The following is a 15,487-nucleotide window of genomic DNA, read 5'->3' on the forward strand; positions in this document are numbered from 1 at the left end:
TGGGCAAGCGGCATTCCCATATGGCCGCACAGCAGGGGCATTTGGAGTATACATTTTGAAAAACGGCAAAATCAGCAAAAGGGGCATTCGCCGCGTATCCGCGGCCGCCGTCACCGCGGGAGCCGTCCTGACGGCCGGAGCGTTCGCCGCTCCGGCACAGGCCGCCGCGCCCAAGACCCCCACGATCGTCGCCCAGGGCGGCTTCGTGATGAACAACGGCACGGGCAAGACCCTCTTCACCAAGGCCGCGGACACCCGTAGGTCCACCGGCTCCACCACCAAGATCATGACGGCACGGGTGGTGCTGGCGCAGGCGAACCTCAACCTGGATTCCAAGGTCACGGTCCAGAAGGCGTACAGCGACTACATCGTCGACAACAACTGGGCCTCCTCGGCCAAGCTGATCGTCGGCGACAAGGTCACCGTCCGCCAGCTGCTGTACGGGCTGATGCTCCCGTCCGGCTGCGACGCGGCGTACGCGCTGGCCGACAAGTTCGGCAGCGGCTCCACCCGGGCCGCGCGCGTGAAGTCGTTCATCGGCAAGATGAACTCCACCGCCAAGTCCCTCGGCCTGAAGAACACGCACTTCGACTCGTTCGACGGCATCGGGAAGGGCGCGAACTACTCGACACCGCGCGACCTGACCAAGCTCGCCGGCAGTGCGATGAAGTACTCCACCTTCCGTACGGTCGTGAAGACGAAGTCGACCAAGCAGAAGGTCACGACGAAGAGCGGCGGATACCGCAACATGTCGTGGGAGAACACCAACGCCCTGCTCGGCAGCTACTCGGGCACCATCGGCGTCAAGACCGGCTCGGGTCCGGAGGCCAAGTACTGCCTGGTCTTCGCCGCCACCCGGGGCAGCAAGACGGTCATCGGCACGGTCCTGGCCTCCTCCTCGGTGGCCAACCGCACCGCGGACGCGAAGAAGCTGATGGACTACGGCTTCAAGAAGTAGTCCGACCGGGACACACGAGGGGCCTGCACGCAGCCGTCCGGCCGCGTGCAGGCCCCTTCGTCATGGCGTCGCCGTCGCCGTCACCGCCGTCGTCGCACCGCCGGTCAGCGCATGGCGAGGCGCGCCGACACGCAGGGGTCCTCGTTGCGGTAGCCGAGGCGGTCGTAGAGCCGTTCGGCGGGAGTGTTGTCCGCGAGCTGCCACAGCGTGCAGAAGCCGTACCGGCGTACGGCGTACCGCGTCAGCCACGAGGTCAGGGCCGCACCGAGCCCCTGACCGCGCTGGCGGGCGTCGGTCGCGACCGACGCCATCAGCGGAGCGCCGCTGTCCCGCAGGCTGCTCAGCGCGCCACAGGCCACCAGCCGCCCGTCCGTGTCACGGATCCCGGCCCACAGGGTGACGTCGCTGGAGCCGGGTCCGGTGGAGTGGGCCGGGCTGTGCTCGCTGAGGAAGTCGAGCAATTCCCCGTGGTGTGACCCGTCGAGGACGATCACCCGCTCCTCCACCGGGTGCAGGGGCGGTGCCTCCAGCGTCCAGCGGAAGACCCACTCCACGACATCGGTCACCGGCAGGTGCCGCCTGACCTGGCCGACGGTGCCGCGCGGCCCGGTGAACTCCCGCACCTGCCCGGGCCGGCCCTGCGCGGCGCGCAGCACGAGCCCGGCGGCGGGATCCGGTTCGCCGACGCACCACAGATGTCCGCGGACATCGTCGAGCCAGGCGGCGGCGCCCTGGCCCGACCAGCTGATCCGGTCGGCCGGGCGCTGCCGCGCGGCGCCGAAGCGCAGCAGCGCGGCGCCGGCCTGCCGCTCCAGGCCCTGGTCGAACAGGTCTGCGGTCCGGGGGAGAAGAGTCGTTGCCTGCATCGCTCTCTGAGAAGTCAAGGGGAGGCGAACAGCCCGGGCACGCGCACGCGCGCGACCGGAATCCGTCCATCTGGGTACAGGGGGAGCCCGGCAGCGGCTGCGCATACGCGCGCCCGGCCGACCGGGACGGCCCACTGTGACATACCGCCCCCGGCCCGGGGCAAATCCGCTTCCGCACCCCGGAACGATCACCGGCCGGGTGCGGGAACCACGCCGTGGCGAGGCTCCGGACCCCACGTCCCAGCGCAGAGAGGGCCCGCCCCGGGGTCTCCGGGGAGGGCCCTCTCCGCGCGCCCCTCAGCGCGTCATCTCCGCGGCGGCATGACGAACCGCAGAGTTCACTTTCCGGCCGTCACTCCGGCCCCGACCCCGGCGCCGTCGTCCTCTCCGTCGCCGTCACTGCTGCCGTTGCCGTTGCCGCCCGGCCCGATCTGGAACTCGAAGTCACCGTCGTACTGTTCATGGCCCGCGATCACGGCCATCTCGACGGCTTCCTCGCCCTTCTGGCCGCGCACGATCAGCGGATCGCTGCGCAGGTCACGCATCAGTGCCCAGCACATGACGATCATCACGACCATGAACGGCACCGCGACCAGGATCGTCAGATTCTGCAATCCGGTCAGCGCGTCGCCCGAGCCGCCGCCGATCAGCAGCATGATCGCGGCGACCGCGCCGGTCACCACCCCCCAGAAGATCACCACGAGCCGGGTCGGCTCGAAGGTGCCCTTCTGCGAGAGGGTGCCCATCACGATGGACGCGGCATCGGCACCGGACACGAAGAAGATGCCGACCAGGACCATGACCAGGAGGCTCGTGATCGTGGCGAGCGGGTACTGGTGCAGCACATCGAAGAGCTGGCCCTCGGGCGTGCCCGCCCCGCTGAGCTTCTTGGATGCCTGAAGCTCCATGGCCGTGCCGCCGAACACCGCGAACCACACCAGGCTGACCACGCTCGGCACGAGAATGACGCCGCCGATGAACTGGCGGATCGTCCGGCCACGGCTGATCCGGGCGATGAACATGCCCACGAAGGGCGTCCAGGAGATCCACCACGCCCAGTAGAAGACCGTCCAGCTGCGCAGCCAGCCGGCCACGTCGTCACCGCTGCTGGCCTCCGTACGGCCGGCCAGCTGCGGCAGCTCGCCGATGAACGAACCGAGGGAGGTCGGCACCAGGTTGAGGATGAGGATCGTCGGCCCGACCACGAACACGAAGACCGCCAGGATCAGCGCCAGCACCATATTGATGTTGGACAGCATCTGGACGCCCTTGGCGATGCCGGAGACCGCGGACAGGATGAACGCAATGGTCAGCACGGTGATGATGCCGACCAGCAGGGTGGTGCTGACACTGTCCATCCAGCCGAGCACCTTGATGCCGCTGCCGATCTGGAGCGCGCCGAGGCCGAGCGAGGCCGCGGAGCCGAAGAGGGTGGCGAAGATGGCCAGGATGTCGATGACCCGGCCGCCCCAGCCGTTCGCCCGTCGTCGGCCGATCAGGGGTGTGAACACCGCACTCATCGTCTGCCGCCTCCCCCGCCGGAAGCAGCTGTACGCGATGGCCAGACCCACGACCGCATAGATGGCCCATGGATGCAGCGTCCAGTGGAACAGCGTGGTGGCCATCGCGGTGTCCATCGCCTGGGCGGCGTCCTGCGGATCGGTGCCCGGCGGCGGCGTGGAGAAGTGCCCCAGCGGTTCACTGACGCCGTAGAACATCAGGCCGATGCCCATGCCCGCGCTGAACATCATCGCGATCCACGACACGGTGCGGAATTCGGGCTCCTCGCCCTCCTTGCCGAGCGTGATCCGGCCGTACTTGCTGACCGCCAGCCAGATCGCGAAGATCACAAAGCCGGAGGCGGAGAGCACGAACGCCCAGCCGAGGTTGTCGATCACCCAGTTCAGCATGGATGTCGAGGCGTTCTTGAGTGATTCGGTGGAGGACGCTCCCCAGGCGATGAAGGCGAGGGTGAGCAATGCCGTCACACCGAAGACCACACGGTCGGTCTGTGGAGGCCCGGTCCGCTGCGGGTCTTCGGGAAGATCCGCGACGGGTGACGTGCCACCCCCGTCTCCCGTTTCATTCACTCTGTCCGACACGTGTCACCTTTCAATGGATCATATTTTTCTTACCCGTTACCCCCTACCACACGCGGCAGACGTTTACAGGTGTCGCGACCGTAAGGTGATATCCGGCCCGCTGGTCCAACAACAGCGGGACGAGCTTCCGCAGGGGCTGCCGCAGCGGTACGACGGCGCCGTCCCGGTCCCGCTTCCAGAGCACTCCGTGCAGCGCCAGTTCGTCCTTGACCTGCGCGAACTGTGCCGCGTCGAGGCGGTAGGCGCAGGGCGGGTCGGACAGGATCTGTCCGTCGGTGGCGGGTTCGTTGTCCGCGCCGCCGAGGTAGACAGGGCCGTGGTCGGCGTATCCGGCGAGCCGGGCGGTGGTGGTGGCCGCCTCGATGCCTGGGCGATGGCGGTCGAAGAAGGTGAAGGCGCCGTCCAGCGCGGCCAGTTGGGAGCCCACCCGGCGCCGGTTGTTGCGCGCCGGGTCGGCCTGCTCGGCGTCGGCGAGCGCGGCGGGACGGGGGTTCTTCCGGCCGGAGGCGGGGAGAGGGTCGACCCGGGTCTCGACGAGCAGCCCGACCGAGCCCTTCACCCCCGCGGTGTTGCGCAGGATCCGTTCCTGGCCGTCGCCCGCGACCTGCTTGACGGGGTCGCCGGTCTCCGGGTCGGTCCAGATCCCGTAGACACCGGTGGAGAATCCGGCCCGGTGGGCGGCGGGTTCGACGAAGTCCTGGGAGAGCGCGACGGCTTCACGGTGCACTCCGCCCGCGGTGTTGAGGTTGCGGGGCCACAGCGACAGCAGGTCCTTCATGTAATACGGGGCCGTTGGGCCGTATTCGTGCAGGTCGTAGAGGGTGTCGGGGCGGTAGTCGCGGATGACGGCGGCTATCGCGCGGGCCTCGGCGGTCTTGAGGGCGAGGTGGTCGCGGTTGATGTCCACGCCGTCGGCGTTGCCACGGGTGTCCGCGGCACGGCCGTCGGGGTTGGCGGTCGGTACGACCAGCACGCCGGTGTGTTCCAGGAAGCGCCGGGTCGCCCGGTCCTTGGCGTAGGCGAGGTCGCGGACGGTGGACAGGCAGGCCTCGCGCCCGGAAGGTTCATCGCCGTGCTGGGAGCAGATCAGCAGAACGGAGTTGCCGCGGCGGACGTCCGCCGGGCGCTCGGGGGCCGGGGCACCGATCCGTACGAGCTGCACCGGGCGGTCCTGTGCCGTGGTGCCGATCCGGTCGATCCTTACGCGGGCCGAGTCGCGGTCGACGGCGGTGAGGAACGTCTGCTCCTCGGCCCCGCTCGTCCAGCGGGCACCATGGCTGATCTCGAATCCCGTACGGGGTGCGCGGGTTCCGGCCGCACCGGCGGGAGAGGCCGGCAGGGCCGCGCCGAGGGTGGCCGTCAGTCCGATGGCCAGCGCCCCTAGGGCGAGGCGGCAGAAGCGGGACTTCACGAGGGGGTGCCTCCCTTGGGTGAGCGGTGCGGGTGCAGTGGGGGCCGGGGCGGGGCCGCCCGTGGGAGGGGCGGCCCCGGCCGGTCATCCCGCGGCCGGCATCCTGCTGACCGAACGCGGCGGAGCGATGCCGTCCAGTGGCGTGGCGGGGGCCGTATGCCGGGGTGCGCCCGTGGTGGCCCGTGCGAGGGCCGGAGCACCGCCGGTCAGCGGCAGTTGGGCAGAGGTGCGGGACAGGTCGAGGGTGAGCTTCGGGGCGGACGCGGGCGGGTCGATCAGACCGGCGTCCGTCCCGGCCACGATGAGGGCGAGCCGGTGTCCGGCGGGCACGACATGATCGCTCGCGGCCAGGTCCAGGGTGATCGTGTAGGGCTTGCCCGGGGTGAGCGGGCGGCCCTTGTGGGGGTCGGCATAGTTGCCCAGGTCGGCCCAGCCGCGGCTGAAGACGGTGTATCCGACCTTCTGGGTGTCGGCGGCGGTCTCCTGGAAACAGCCGGTGTCGCCCGGGGTTCCGGCGCCCCAGCAGGTGCGCTTGTCGAGGGTGGTGACGCCCTCGCCGTCGGCCGCGTAGTTGCGGATGGTGTCGGGCCCGAGGTCCACCAGGACGGCGGAGAGATGGGCGGTCGAGGTGCTCGGGGTGACGGTCGCCGTCACCTTGCCGGAGCCGGACAGCCGCAGCGGGGCGCGGAGCGGGGCGGTGCGGAACCCGGCCTTGGCGGGGGTCCGTTCATCGATCCGGGCCGCCCAGTCGGCCTCGCTCAGCCCGGGGTCGTCGGTGAAGGCCGCGGTGGCGCCGTGCGGAGCCTTGGCGGTACCCAGCACGCCGACGCCGGGTACGGTGCCGGCGCGCGGCCGCAGGGTGGTGGCCCGGGTGCCGGGAGCGGGCCACTGCCGGTCGGTGGACCAGGTGCCGGGAGCACGCTCGATATCGGCCATCGGGGCGCGGTCGATGCCGTTGTCGTAGCCCATCAGATAGTGGTCGAACCAGTGGTGCAGGGTCGTGACCCAGTCCCCGCGGCGGAAGTCGAAGGGGTCGACATGCCCGGTCTGGGAGAGCCAGATCTTGCGCTCGACGCCCTGCCGGGCGAGCGCGTCCCACCACTGCCCGGCGTGCCGGGTGCGGACATTGAGGTCCTGCATGCCGTGCACCATGAAGACGCTGGCCCGGACCTTGTCCGCGCGCCGGACATAGTCGCGCTCGGTCCACAGACCGGTCCAGTCGCCGGTGCGCGGGGCACCGTCGGCGAGCTTCTTCTGGACCGCGGCGCAGTGCTTCTGTGCGTCGGGGCTCTCGACCCGGTCCGCAAGGGAGTCGGGGCCCGAGTCGTAGAGCGGAGCGCCCTTGGCGAAGTAGTAGTCGTACCAGGAAGAGATCCCGGCGATCGGGACGATGGTCTTCAGCCCCTTGACGCCGGTGGCCGCCACGCCGTTGGCGATGGTGGCGTCCCAGCTCTTGCCGATCATGCCGGTGCTGCCGTTGGACCAGTCGGCGGCGACGGGTGTGCCTCCCGTACGGGCGGTGTAGGCGCGGCCTCTGCCGCCGAGCCAGTCGACGACGGCCTTGGCCGACCCGATGTCGGAGCGGCCGCCGATGTCGATGCAGCCGTCCGAGCGGTTGGTGCCCGCGAGGTCGACGAGGACCGTCGCATAGCCGCGCGGCACGAAGTAGTTGTCGTAGTAGAGCGGGAACTGGACGGGCCGCCCCCGGTCGTCGTAGGTCTTCTTCTGGCTCTCGTTGCCGCGTCCGCAGCAGGAGTAGTACGGGCTGGCGTCCATGATCACGGGGATCCGGCGGCCCTGCTGTGCGGGTTCGGCGGGCCGCACGATGTCGACGGCGACGCGGTCGGTCCTCCCGTCCGCGTCGCCGTCGAGCCGTGTGTCCACCCAGACCGATTCGCGTATCGCGTGGTCGTAGGAGTAGACGGGTCTGCTCTCGCCGGGCGCCGCCTGCGCGGCGGCCGGACCGATCAGGACGGACAGCAGAGCGGCGACGGCCGCCATCAGGAGCACGGTGAAGGGGATGCGGGGGATCCGCGCAGGATTCGTCACGGGCGGACCGTAGCGCGGCTCAACTCCCGTGCGTAAGAGCCCGTGCGGGGACCCGGCAGCCGCGGGCCGGCCCGGCGGTGGCGGGGCCCCGGAAGCGGGGCACGAGGGACCGCATACGGGAAGCCGGGACGCCGCACCGGACCCATACGAACCGTCAACGGAGCCGGTTGGTGCTTCATGTCGGTCATGTGTCAGATGAGGCCATGTACATGACGCCGCCCCGCCGCAGTACATAGGGTCGGAAGAGAGCCATCCCCCTACGAGTTGGAGGACTCGTGCGTCACAGACTCCTGGTCCCGGGTGCGGCCGCACTCAGCCTGCTGCTGGCGATCCCGGCCTCCGCGGCCGACTTCACACCGGGCGCTCCGGGTGTGGGCGACACCTACTATCCCGAGAGCGGAAACGGCGGATACGACGTTTCCCACTACGACCTGCGGCTCAAGTACCAGCCGAAGACGGACCTGTTGGAGGGCACGGCGACGCTGCTCGCCAAGACCACCCAGGATCTCTCCCGCTTCAACCTGGACTTCGGCCTCAAGGTCAGTGAGATCCGGATCAACGGCAAGAAGGCCTCCTTCGCCAGGTCCGGCAAGCACGAACTGGAGGTCACCCCCGCCACGCCGCTGGAGAAGGGCAAGCAGATCAGCGTCGTCGTGCGCTACGCGGGCAAGCCCTCCGAGCTGAAGATAGACGGCTACAGCGCCTGGGCCCGTACGCCCGACGGCGGTGTGGTGGCCCAGGAACCGGACGCCGCCGTGTGGTGGTTCCCGAGCAACGACCACCCCACCGACAAGGCGACGTACGACATTTCGGTGGCGGTCCCGGACGGCACCCAGGCGCTGAGCAACGGCGTGCTGGCCTCGCAGTCCTCCAAGCTGGGCTGGACACGCTACAACTGGCGCTCGGACAAGCCGCAGGCGACGTATCTGACGACGCTGGCCGTCGGCAAGTTCGACCTCACCACCGACAAGACCGCGAACGGCCTGCCGGTGATCAACGCCATCAGCAAGGACCTCGGCGCGAACGAGGGCTCGGCGAAGGCGAGCATCGAGCGCACCACAGAGATCACCGAGTGGCTGGAGAGCGTCTTCGGCGCCTACCCGTTCAATGCGGTGGGCGGCTATGTGCCGAACGTGCCGGCCGGGTACGCCCTGGAGACCCAGACCCGCCCGTTCTACGGCAAGAAGGCCTTCGACCGCGGCACGAACGTGTCCGTCGTGGTGCACGAGCTGGCGCACCAGTGGTACGGCGACAGCGTCTCGCTCAAGGACTGGAAGGACATCTGGATCAACGAGGGCTTCGCTGCCTACAGCCAGTGGCTGTGGTCGGAGAAGGAGGGCGAGGGCACCGCTCAGGAGCTGGCGGACCATGTCTACGCCCAGCACCCCTCCGATGACCCGTTCTGGAAGGTCAAGCCGGGCAACCCGGGCGCGGAGAACCAGTTCGACGACGCCGTCTACGACCGTGGTGCGCTGGCCCTCCAGGCGCTCCGCAACAAGGTCGGCGACAAGGTCTTCTTCGGCCTCCTCAAGTCCTGGCCGACGGAGAACAGGTACGGCAACGCGTCGGTCGCCGACTTCGTGAAGTTCGCCGGGAAGAAGTCCGGCAAGCAGCTGGCCGGGTTCTTCGACACGTGGCTTTTCCAGCCGTCCAAGCCGGCAGCCGGTGAGGCGAAGCAGGCGTTCGGTGCGCACCGGTCGCCGGTCGCCGAACCCAAGTCCTGGAAGCAGATCGCGGCCACGCACGAGGTGCACGGGCACTGATCCGGCAGACGGGCACCGCTTAAGGTGCCCGGGAACCGTCCGGCCGGAGCCGGGGTGATCACCCCGGCTCCGGCCGGCTCCGTTCCGTTCATCCCCGCGCCGCGCGGCGGGCCCGGCGCGCGATCGGCATGAAGCGCAGCCGCTCCGGAAGCACCGGGACCACGGCGCGGACGACCCGCCCGAAGCGGCGCAGCCGGCGCTCCTGCGCATCCGTCCATTCCAGGCCGATGGCCTGCCGGGCGTCCGGGGGCATCAGCCCGATCGTGAGGAAGCGCCGGAAGCGGGCGAACCGCGGGCGCAGCCACGGCCAGCTCAGCCGGAGGAGCAGCCGCAGCCACCGCGGGCCGCGGTCGGGGACCGGCAGCGGCGGGTTCGTCGCCACCAACTCCCGTACCACGACGGTCTCTTCGAGATCGTTGTCGAGAACCTTCTGGTAGTAGGGCCAGAACTCCTCGATGGTCTGCGGCATATCGCGGTCGTGAATGCCCAGGATCCGGCCGACCTGGAGCCACTCCGCGTACAACTGCCGCTCCTGCGCCTCGGTGAAGGGGCGGCCGAGATAGCGCTGGGCATACCGGAAGACGGGGTAGCCGGTGGCATGCACCCAGGCGTAGTACTCGGGGGTGAGCGCGTGGTACCTGCGGCCGTGCGCGTCGGTCCCCCGGATGGTCTTGTGCAGCTGCCGCAGCCGGCGCCCCTCCTCGGCCGCGCCCTTACCTCCGTACACCCACAGCTGGAGCGAGGTCAGCGACCGCTCCCCGCGCCCCCACGGGTCCGTACGGAAGAGGGAGTGATCGTCCACGCCTGCGCCCACCGCCGGGTGCGCGACCTGCATGGTCAGCGCGGCCGGCAGGGTCAGCAGCATGCGGATGTCCCCGGCCATCGACCAGAGCACACCTCCGGCCGCTGGGGGGTTTGGGTCATTTTTTATCGTATTCATGTCATTAATCATGATACGGCGGACCCCTGCGACCGGTGCGAGCGGGGGGCGCTCCCGGCCAGGCACCCAAAGGGCCCTGCGAGCAGGAGAGTTACCCCTCGGCCCACCGAGGAGCCGGCGGCTTATACACCTCCGCTCGAAACCCGCCGCGCGCCACCCCGAAGCCGCCTCGCCACCTCACCACCATGACGATATTAGACCGTAAGGGTGATTTTGCCGGGAGAAGAACCCCCTGAGCTGGGCGGATGGAATGGCCTTTTTTCCATGGCGGTCGCAGATGGTGACACGGGCATCACCGAACGCGACACTCGCGCTATCTGTCCGAACCACCCAAAAGGAGCAACTCATGTCCTGTCCTCCCCCGCCGGTTGACGCCCGCAAAGCTCTCGACTTCCTGAGGACGAGCGGACTCGTCGACCTCAGCGTTCCGCTGGAGCGCGTCGTCGACCAGGTCAGCCAGATCGACGACGTGGCCGGCTACGTACTCGCCTGGGAACGCTACGTCCTCGTGGTCGCCAACCAGGTCGCGGAGTCCGACGACTGCGCTGCGGGCAACTGACGTCACTGACCGAGCCGATCGCCGGGAGGCATCCGATGGACACGACGCAACCCGGTGGCGGATCGTCACAAAGGCGCGCGGTGGAGACCCGGGCAGTCGCCTGGCTCGCTGCGCGCCGACATCTGATCGATCCGGCCGAAGCGGCCACGGACCGCGTGCTGTTCGCCCGTAAGGCCCTCATCGAAACCGCATTCCTCGTGGGGCTGCGGGCGCGCCTCGACCCGGAACCGCTGGACGGCGACTACGCAACGCTCCTCGGCCAGGTCGAGGACATCACGGCCCGCCCCTCCTACCGTGAGCTGATCGCCCGGGACGAAGCCGCCCTCCTGCTGTACGCGGGGACCTATGCGGCACTCCGGCTCTGCGGCCGCGAGGACCCCGAGTTCCGGCACGTCATCACGCAGGCCGCGGCCGGAGGTTATGCGGCGGTCTTCGAGCGGATTCCGTACCGGCAGCTCGATCTGCTGCACACCCTGGAGCTGTGCGGCGTCCCGCACACGCTGCCGGCAGTGGACGATGTCCTGCCCTTCACCCTGCTCTGCAACAGCCCGAATGTCGTCAAGCTCGCCGACCGCGACATCTACGCCCTCACCCACACCATCTTCTATGCCACGGACTTCGGCCTCCGCGAGCCCCGCTGGCCACGGGACTTCGATCCGGGTGCGGCGGTGGAGCTGCTCGAAGCGCTCCTCGTCCTCACCCTCGGCCAGGAGAATGCCGACCTGGTGGGGGAGCTTCTGTGCTGCCTGCTGTGCCTCGGGGTGAGGGACTCCGAGGAAGCGCGCCGGGCATGGCAGTTCCTCACGGCCGTACAAGAGGCCGACGGGCGGGTCAACGGGCCGCCCGGCGTGGTGCACCCCGGACTCGCCGACGGCGACGACGCGTACCGGCACTGGGCCACCGGCTACCACACCACCATCGTCGCGGCCCTGGCCGCGCTCCTGGACCGCAGCCCCAGGGTGGTGCGCAGGCATCGGCCGTCCGCACCGAAGGCCCGCCCGGCCGTGGAGCAGCCGCTGCGGCGGGCAGTGCAGTGGCTGGCCGGCACGAGCCTGCGCCACGACCCCGCCACCTGCCTGCCGGCCGCGGCGGCCGTCGCGTACGCAGCCGAGGCGCTGGAAGAACCTGAGCTCGCCCGCCCCCTGCTCCTCGACTTCTCCGCACGTCTCGCGGACGCGGACGTGGGGGTGTGGCAGGGGCACGGGATGGAGGTCGTGGGTGAGTTCGCGAGCGGACTGCGGACTCACGGGATCACCTGCTCGTCCCTCGACATGTTCCTCAAGTCCACCGCTGCCGCCGTCGAACTGATGGAGGCGGTTCCACCGCAAGCGGCCCACAACGTCCAACGCCTCGTCGGTCTGGGGCTGCTCTCCCCCCGGCGCGCGGCCGCGCTGGGGGATGCGGGAGCCGGCGCGCCGCATGCGGCGCCGGGGACGGCCGCAGCCGACTTGCCGGAGGCCTGGAAGAACTATCGCCTGGGGCACATTGCCGCCCTCGTCCGGGACTCGGCTCGCGCCGGGCGGGCGCAGCACCGCATCACCCGCGACGCGGTCGCGTTTCTCCTCGCGCAGCAGAGCTCCTGCGGTGCCTTCGGCCGCCCCGCCTGCGACGATCCGGCCGTGCGGGAGCGGACGATGCTGTCGTGGACCCAGAGTGCCGTGACCGCGCTGGCCGCCGTGCACACCGCCTGCGGCAGGGTCCGCACGGCCCCTCGGTGACCGTCCGGGGGAGCCGGGGAGTTCCGGAACGACATCATCGGCCAGAGCTTCGGTCTGTACATCCCGTACCCTCCTGGAGGTTACCTGGAAGTAACCCCAGCTGGTTGGATGAGCGGCACCGGATCAAGTCCCGACCCCCATAGGGAGATTCAGTGCCGCACTCAGCGCTGCGCACGTCCCGGATCGCCGTCCTCGCCACGGCCCTCGCCGCTGTCACCGTGACCGTCGCCCCGTCCGCGTCGGCCGCCGGCAGCCCCCGTCTCAAGGTGCTCAGCTACAACGTCTTCCTCATGAGCAAGAACCTCTACCCCAACTGGGGCCAGGACCACCGCGCCCAGGCCATCGCGGACGCGGACTTCTTCCGGGGCAACGATGTCGTCGTCCTCCAGGAAGCATTCGACAACTCCTCCTCCGAGGCGCTGAAGTCCCGGGCCGCGGCGCAGTATCCGTACCAGACTCCGGTGGTGGGCCGCAGCAGGAGCGGCTGGGACGCCACCGGCGGCGCCTACTCCGCCGCCACCCCGGAGGACGGCGGGGTGACACTGCTGAGCAAGTGGCCGGTCCTGCGCAAGGAGCAGTACGTCTACAAGGACGCCTGCGGTGCGGACGACTTCTCCAACAAGGGCTTCGTCTATGCGGTGTTGGACGTCAACGGCGCCCGGGTGCATGTGGTCGGCACCCACGCCCAGTCCACTGATTCGGGCTGCAAGGCGGGCGAGGCGGCCGCGGACCGCGCCAAGCAGCTCGCGGAGATGGACGGCTTCCTGGACGCCAAGAACATCCCGGCGGACGAGGAGGTGATGGTCGCCGGCGATCTGAACATCGACTCCCACAGCGCGGAGTACGACGCGCTGCTCCGCAACGCCGACCTGGCGCCCGCCGACAGCCGCACGGGCCACCCCTACTCCTTCGACACCCAGGAGAACTCGGTCGCGAAGTACCGCTACCCGGACGACCCCCGCGAGGACCTGGACTACGTCCTGCACCGCAACGGGCACGCCCGGCCCGCCGGATGGCAGAACACCGTGATCAAGGAGGAGTCGGCCCCCTGGACGGTCTCCAGCTGGGGCAAGGAGTACACCTACACCAACCTCTCCGATCACTATCCGCTGGTCGGCGGCTGAGCCACGGCGGCAGTGCGGGTGGTGGCAGTGCGGGTGGCAGCACCGCGGCCAGGGGGGCGGCGGTCGGCGGTCGGCGGTCGGGGGCTCCGTGGTCGTAGACCGCACGGGTATGCCCGCGCCGGGTGAGCCGCTCGGATATCGGCGGCCCACCCGGTCACCGATGCGAAAGGGCGGTCGCGGACGCCTCCCGGCCTCCGCGACCGCCCTTGCTTCCGCAGGCGTTCGCTACTGCGCGACTACTTCGACAGCTTGCGTTCCTCGGCGATCCGGCTCACCCGGCCGCGGACCGCGAACCAGCCGACGACCAGCGCGACGGCAAGGACCGGGATCAGCATGACGGTCTGCCGGCCGACGCCGTCGTCGAACCACATCAGCACGATGACGCCGAGCAGGAAGACGATGGTGGCGATGTCGGTGACCGGCGTACCGGGAAGCCGGAAGCGCGGGCGCTGGACCACGCCTTCCTTCGACCGGCGCACGAACACCATGTGGCAGACCATGATCGTGCACCAGGTGCTGATGATGCCCAGCGCCGCGATGTTCAGCACGATCTCGAACGCCTCGCCCGGCATGACGTAGTTGAGCCCGACACCCAGCACACACACCGCGGAGGTGAGCATGATGCCGCCGTACGGCACCTGGTGCCGGTTCATCAAGCCGGCGAACTTGGGCGCGGAGCCCGCCATCGACATGGAGCGCAGAATGCGGCCGGTCGAGTAGAGCCCCGAGTTCAGGCTGGACATCGCCGCGGTCAGCACCACGAGGTTCATGACGTCGCCCGCCGCCGGCACACCGACGTTGGACAGCACCGTGACGAAGGGGCTCTGGCCGTCGACGTACTTGTTCCACGGCAGCAGCATCGCGAGCAGGATCACCGAGCCGACGTAGAAGACGCCCACCCGCCACATGATGGAGTTGACGGCCTTCGGCACGACCTTCTCCGGATCACCGGTCTCACCTGCGGTCACGCCGACCAGCTCGACCGCGGAGTAGGCGAAGACCACGCCCTGGAGCACGATCACCACGGGCAGCAGACCGGTCGGGAAGAGCCCGCCGTGGTCGGTGAGCAGATCCAGCCCTGGCGAGTGCCCGCCGACCGGGTGCTGGGTGGCCAGCAGGAAGATGCCGATGAACATGAAGACGACCAGCGCCGCGACCTTGATGATCGCGAACCAGAACTCCAGCTCACCGAAGATCTTCACCGAGATCAGGTTCACCGTCAGCACGACCGCCAGTGCGATCAGCGCCATGACCCACTGCGGGATGTCGGTGAACAAACTCCAGTAGTGGGTGTAGAGGGCGATCGCGGTGATGTCGGCGATACCGGTCGTCGACCAGTTGACGACGTACATCCAGCCGGCGACGTAGGCGCCCTTCTCCCCCAGGAACTCGCGGGCGTAGGACACGAACGAACCGGACGAGGGGCGGTGCAGCACCAGCTCACCAAGGGCCCGCACGACGAAGAAGGCGAAGAGACCGCAGACCGCGTAGGCAATGGCCAGTGCGGGTCCGGCGGAGTGCAGCCGGCCACCGGCGCCCAGGAACAGGCCGGTGCCGATCGCGCCGCCGATGGCGATCATGTTGACGTGCCGGCCCTTGAGGCCCTTGCTGTAGCCCGCGTCGCCCGCATCCTGCTGCGCGCCGCTTCCCCCGTCAGGTGACCTGTGGGCTGTCTCGGAGACGGTTTCTGTGCTCACTGGTGGTGCATCTCGCTTTCGGGGAGGCGCTTGAGCGACTGCCGATTCCGCGGATCGCGCGGACGGCCGACGGCACACCTTCCCTGAAGAGCGCTCCCCCGTCTGTGGGCAAGATCACAGCGTGTACAGGCCATCCAAGATTTGTCCGTATTTGAGATGAATTTCCCGGCGACATAGTTTCCAGGAGGGCGTCAGTTCATCCGATTCCGGACCCCATTCCTCGCCCGGCAGCCAAAATTTCTTGACCTGTTCGATTCGTTTGAGGCGTGTGTTGGCCCATGCATTGGCCACCGCGACAGC

General features: G+C 69.3%; 12 protein-coding genes. 5 read left to right on the forward strand and 7 right to left on the reverse strand.

All coding sequences use genetic code 11. The features are described 5' to 3' along the window. Positions 1–55 precede the first annotated feature (55 nt). Positions 56–958 carry a D-alanyl-D-alanine carboxypeptidase family protein gene (locus IF67_RS0108780; protein WP_078889348.1) on the forward strand — a complete coding sequence of 301 codons (903 nt, stop codon included), beginning with the start codon at positions 56–58 and terminating at the stop codon, positions 956–958. Between the two features lie 104 nt (positions 959–1,062). Here IF67_RS0108780 and IF67_RS0108785 read toward each other — a convergent pair whose 3' ends face one another. The 4 genes from IF67_RS0108785 to IF67_RS0108800 form a co-directional block, all read right to left on the reverse strand. After that, positions 1,063–1,824, reverse strand: a complete 762-nt coding sequence (locus IF67_RS0108785) for a GNAT family N-acetyltransferase (RefSeq protein ID WP_030983806.1) — start codon at positions 1,822–1,824, stop codon at positions 1,063–1,065. A 338-nt stretch (positions 1,825–2,162) separates the two neighbouring features. Next, positions 2,163–3,824: a BCCT family transporter gene (locus IF67_RS0108790; RefSeq protein WP_051817814.1), complete on the reverse strand. Its 1,662-nt coding sequence runs from the start codon at positions 3,822–3,824 to the stop codon at positions 2,163–2,165. 145 nt (positions 3,825–3,969) lie between these two features. Then, positions 3,970–5,337: a M14 family metallopeptidase gene (locus IF67_RS0108795; RefSeq protein WP_030983811.1), complete on the reverse strand. Its 1,368-nt coding sequence runs from the start codon at positions 5,335–5,337 to the stop codon at positions 3,970–3,972. An 84-nt stretch (positions 5,338–5,421) separates the two neighbouring features. Then, positions 5,422–7,338: a Xaa-Pro dipeptidyl-peptidase gene (locus IF67_RS0108800; protein ID WP_051817835.1), complete on the reverse strand. Its 1,917-nt coding sequence runs from the start codon at positions 7,336–7,338 to the stop codon at positions 5,422–5,424. A 323-nt stretch (positions 7,339–7,661) separates the two neighbouring features. Between IF67_RS0108800 and IF67_RS0108805 the strand changes: the two genes are divergently transcribed. Beyond that, positions 7,662–9,149: a M1 family metallopeptidase gene (locus tag IF67_RS0108805; RefSeq protein ID WP_030983817.1), complete on the forward strand. Its 1,488-nt coding sequence runs from the start codon at positions 7,662–7,664 to the stop codon at positions 9,147–9,149. Between the two features lie 88 nt (positions 9,150–9,237). Here the strand turns inward: IF67_RS0108805 and IF67_RS0108810 are convergent, their stop codons facing one another. Further along, a complete protein-coding gene (locus IF67_RS0108810) occupies positions 9,238–10,032 on the reverse strand; it encodes an oxygenase MpaB family protein (RefSeq protein ID WP_324608874.1) in 795 nt (264 codons plus the stop codon). Positions 10,033–10,435: 403 nt separating this feature from the next. Here IF67_RS0108810 and IF67_RS0108815 point away from each other — a divergent pair, with 403 nt between their 5' ends. The 3 genes from IF67_RS0108815 to sph all read left to right on the forward strand — a co-directional run bounded on the left by IF67_RS0108815 (position 10,436) and on the right by sph (position 13,490). Then, entirely contained in the window at positions 10,436–10,648 is a 213-nt protein-coding gene (locus IF67_RS0108815) for a hypothetical protein (RefSeq protein WP_030983820.1), read from the forward strand. 35 nt (positions 10,649–10,683) lie between these two features. Then, positions 10,684–12,366 carry a DUF6895 family protein gene (locus IF67_RS0108820; protein WP_234341032.1) on the forward strand — a complete coding sequence of 561 codons (1,683 nt, stop codon included), beginning with the start codon at positions 10,684–10,686 and terminating at the stop codon, positions 12,364–12,366. A gap of 152 nt (positions 12,367–12,518) precedes the next feature. Continuing rightward, on the forward strand, positions 12,519–13,490 hold the full coding sequence (sph, locus tag IF67_RS0108825) for a sphingomyelin phosphodiesterase (RefSeq protein WP_030983824.1): 972 nt from the start codon (positions 12,519–12,521) through the stop codon (positions 13,488–13,490). A gap of 236 nt (positions 13,491–13,726) precedes the next feature. Here sph and IF67_RS0108830 read toward each other — a convergent pair whose 3' ends face one another. Beyond that, complete coding sequence (locus tag IF67_RS0108830) at positions 13,727–15,187, reverse strand: amino acid permease (protein ID WP_030983826.1); 1,461 nt, start codon at positions 15,185–15,187, stop codon at positions 13,727–13,729. 114 nt (positions 15,188–15,301) lie between these two features. Further along, positions 15,302–15,478: a hypothetical protein gene (locus IF67_RS43630; RefSeq protein WP_158713061.1), complete on the reverse strand. Its 177-nt coding sequence runs from the start codon at positions 15,476–15,478 to the stop codon at positions 15,302–15,304. Positions 15,479–15,487 lie beyond the last annotated feature (9 nt).

The sequence above is a fragment of the Streptomyces sp. NRRL S-1813 genome, assembly GCF_000719605.1.
In the GTDB taxonomy this organism is placed as follows: domain Bacteria; phylum Actinomycetota; class Actinomycetes; order Streptomycetales; family Streptomycetaceae; genus Streptomyces; species Streptomyces decoyicus.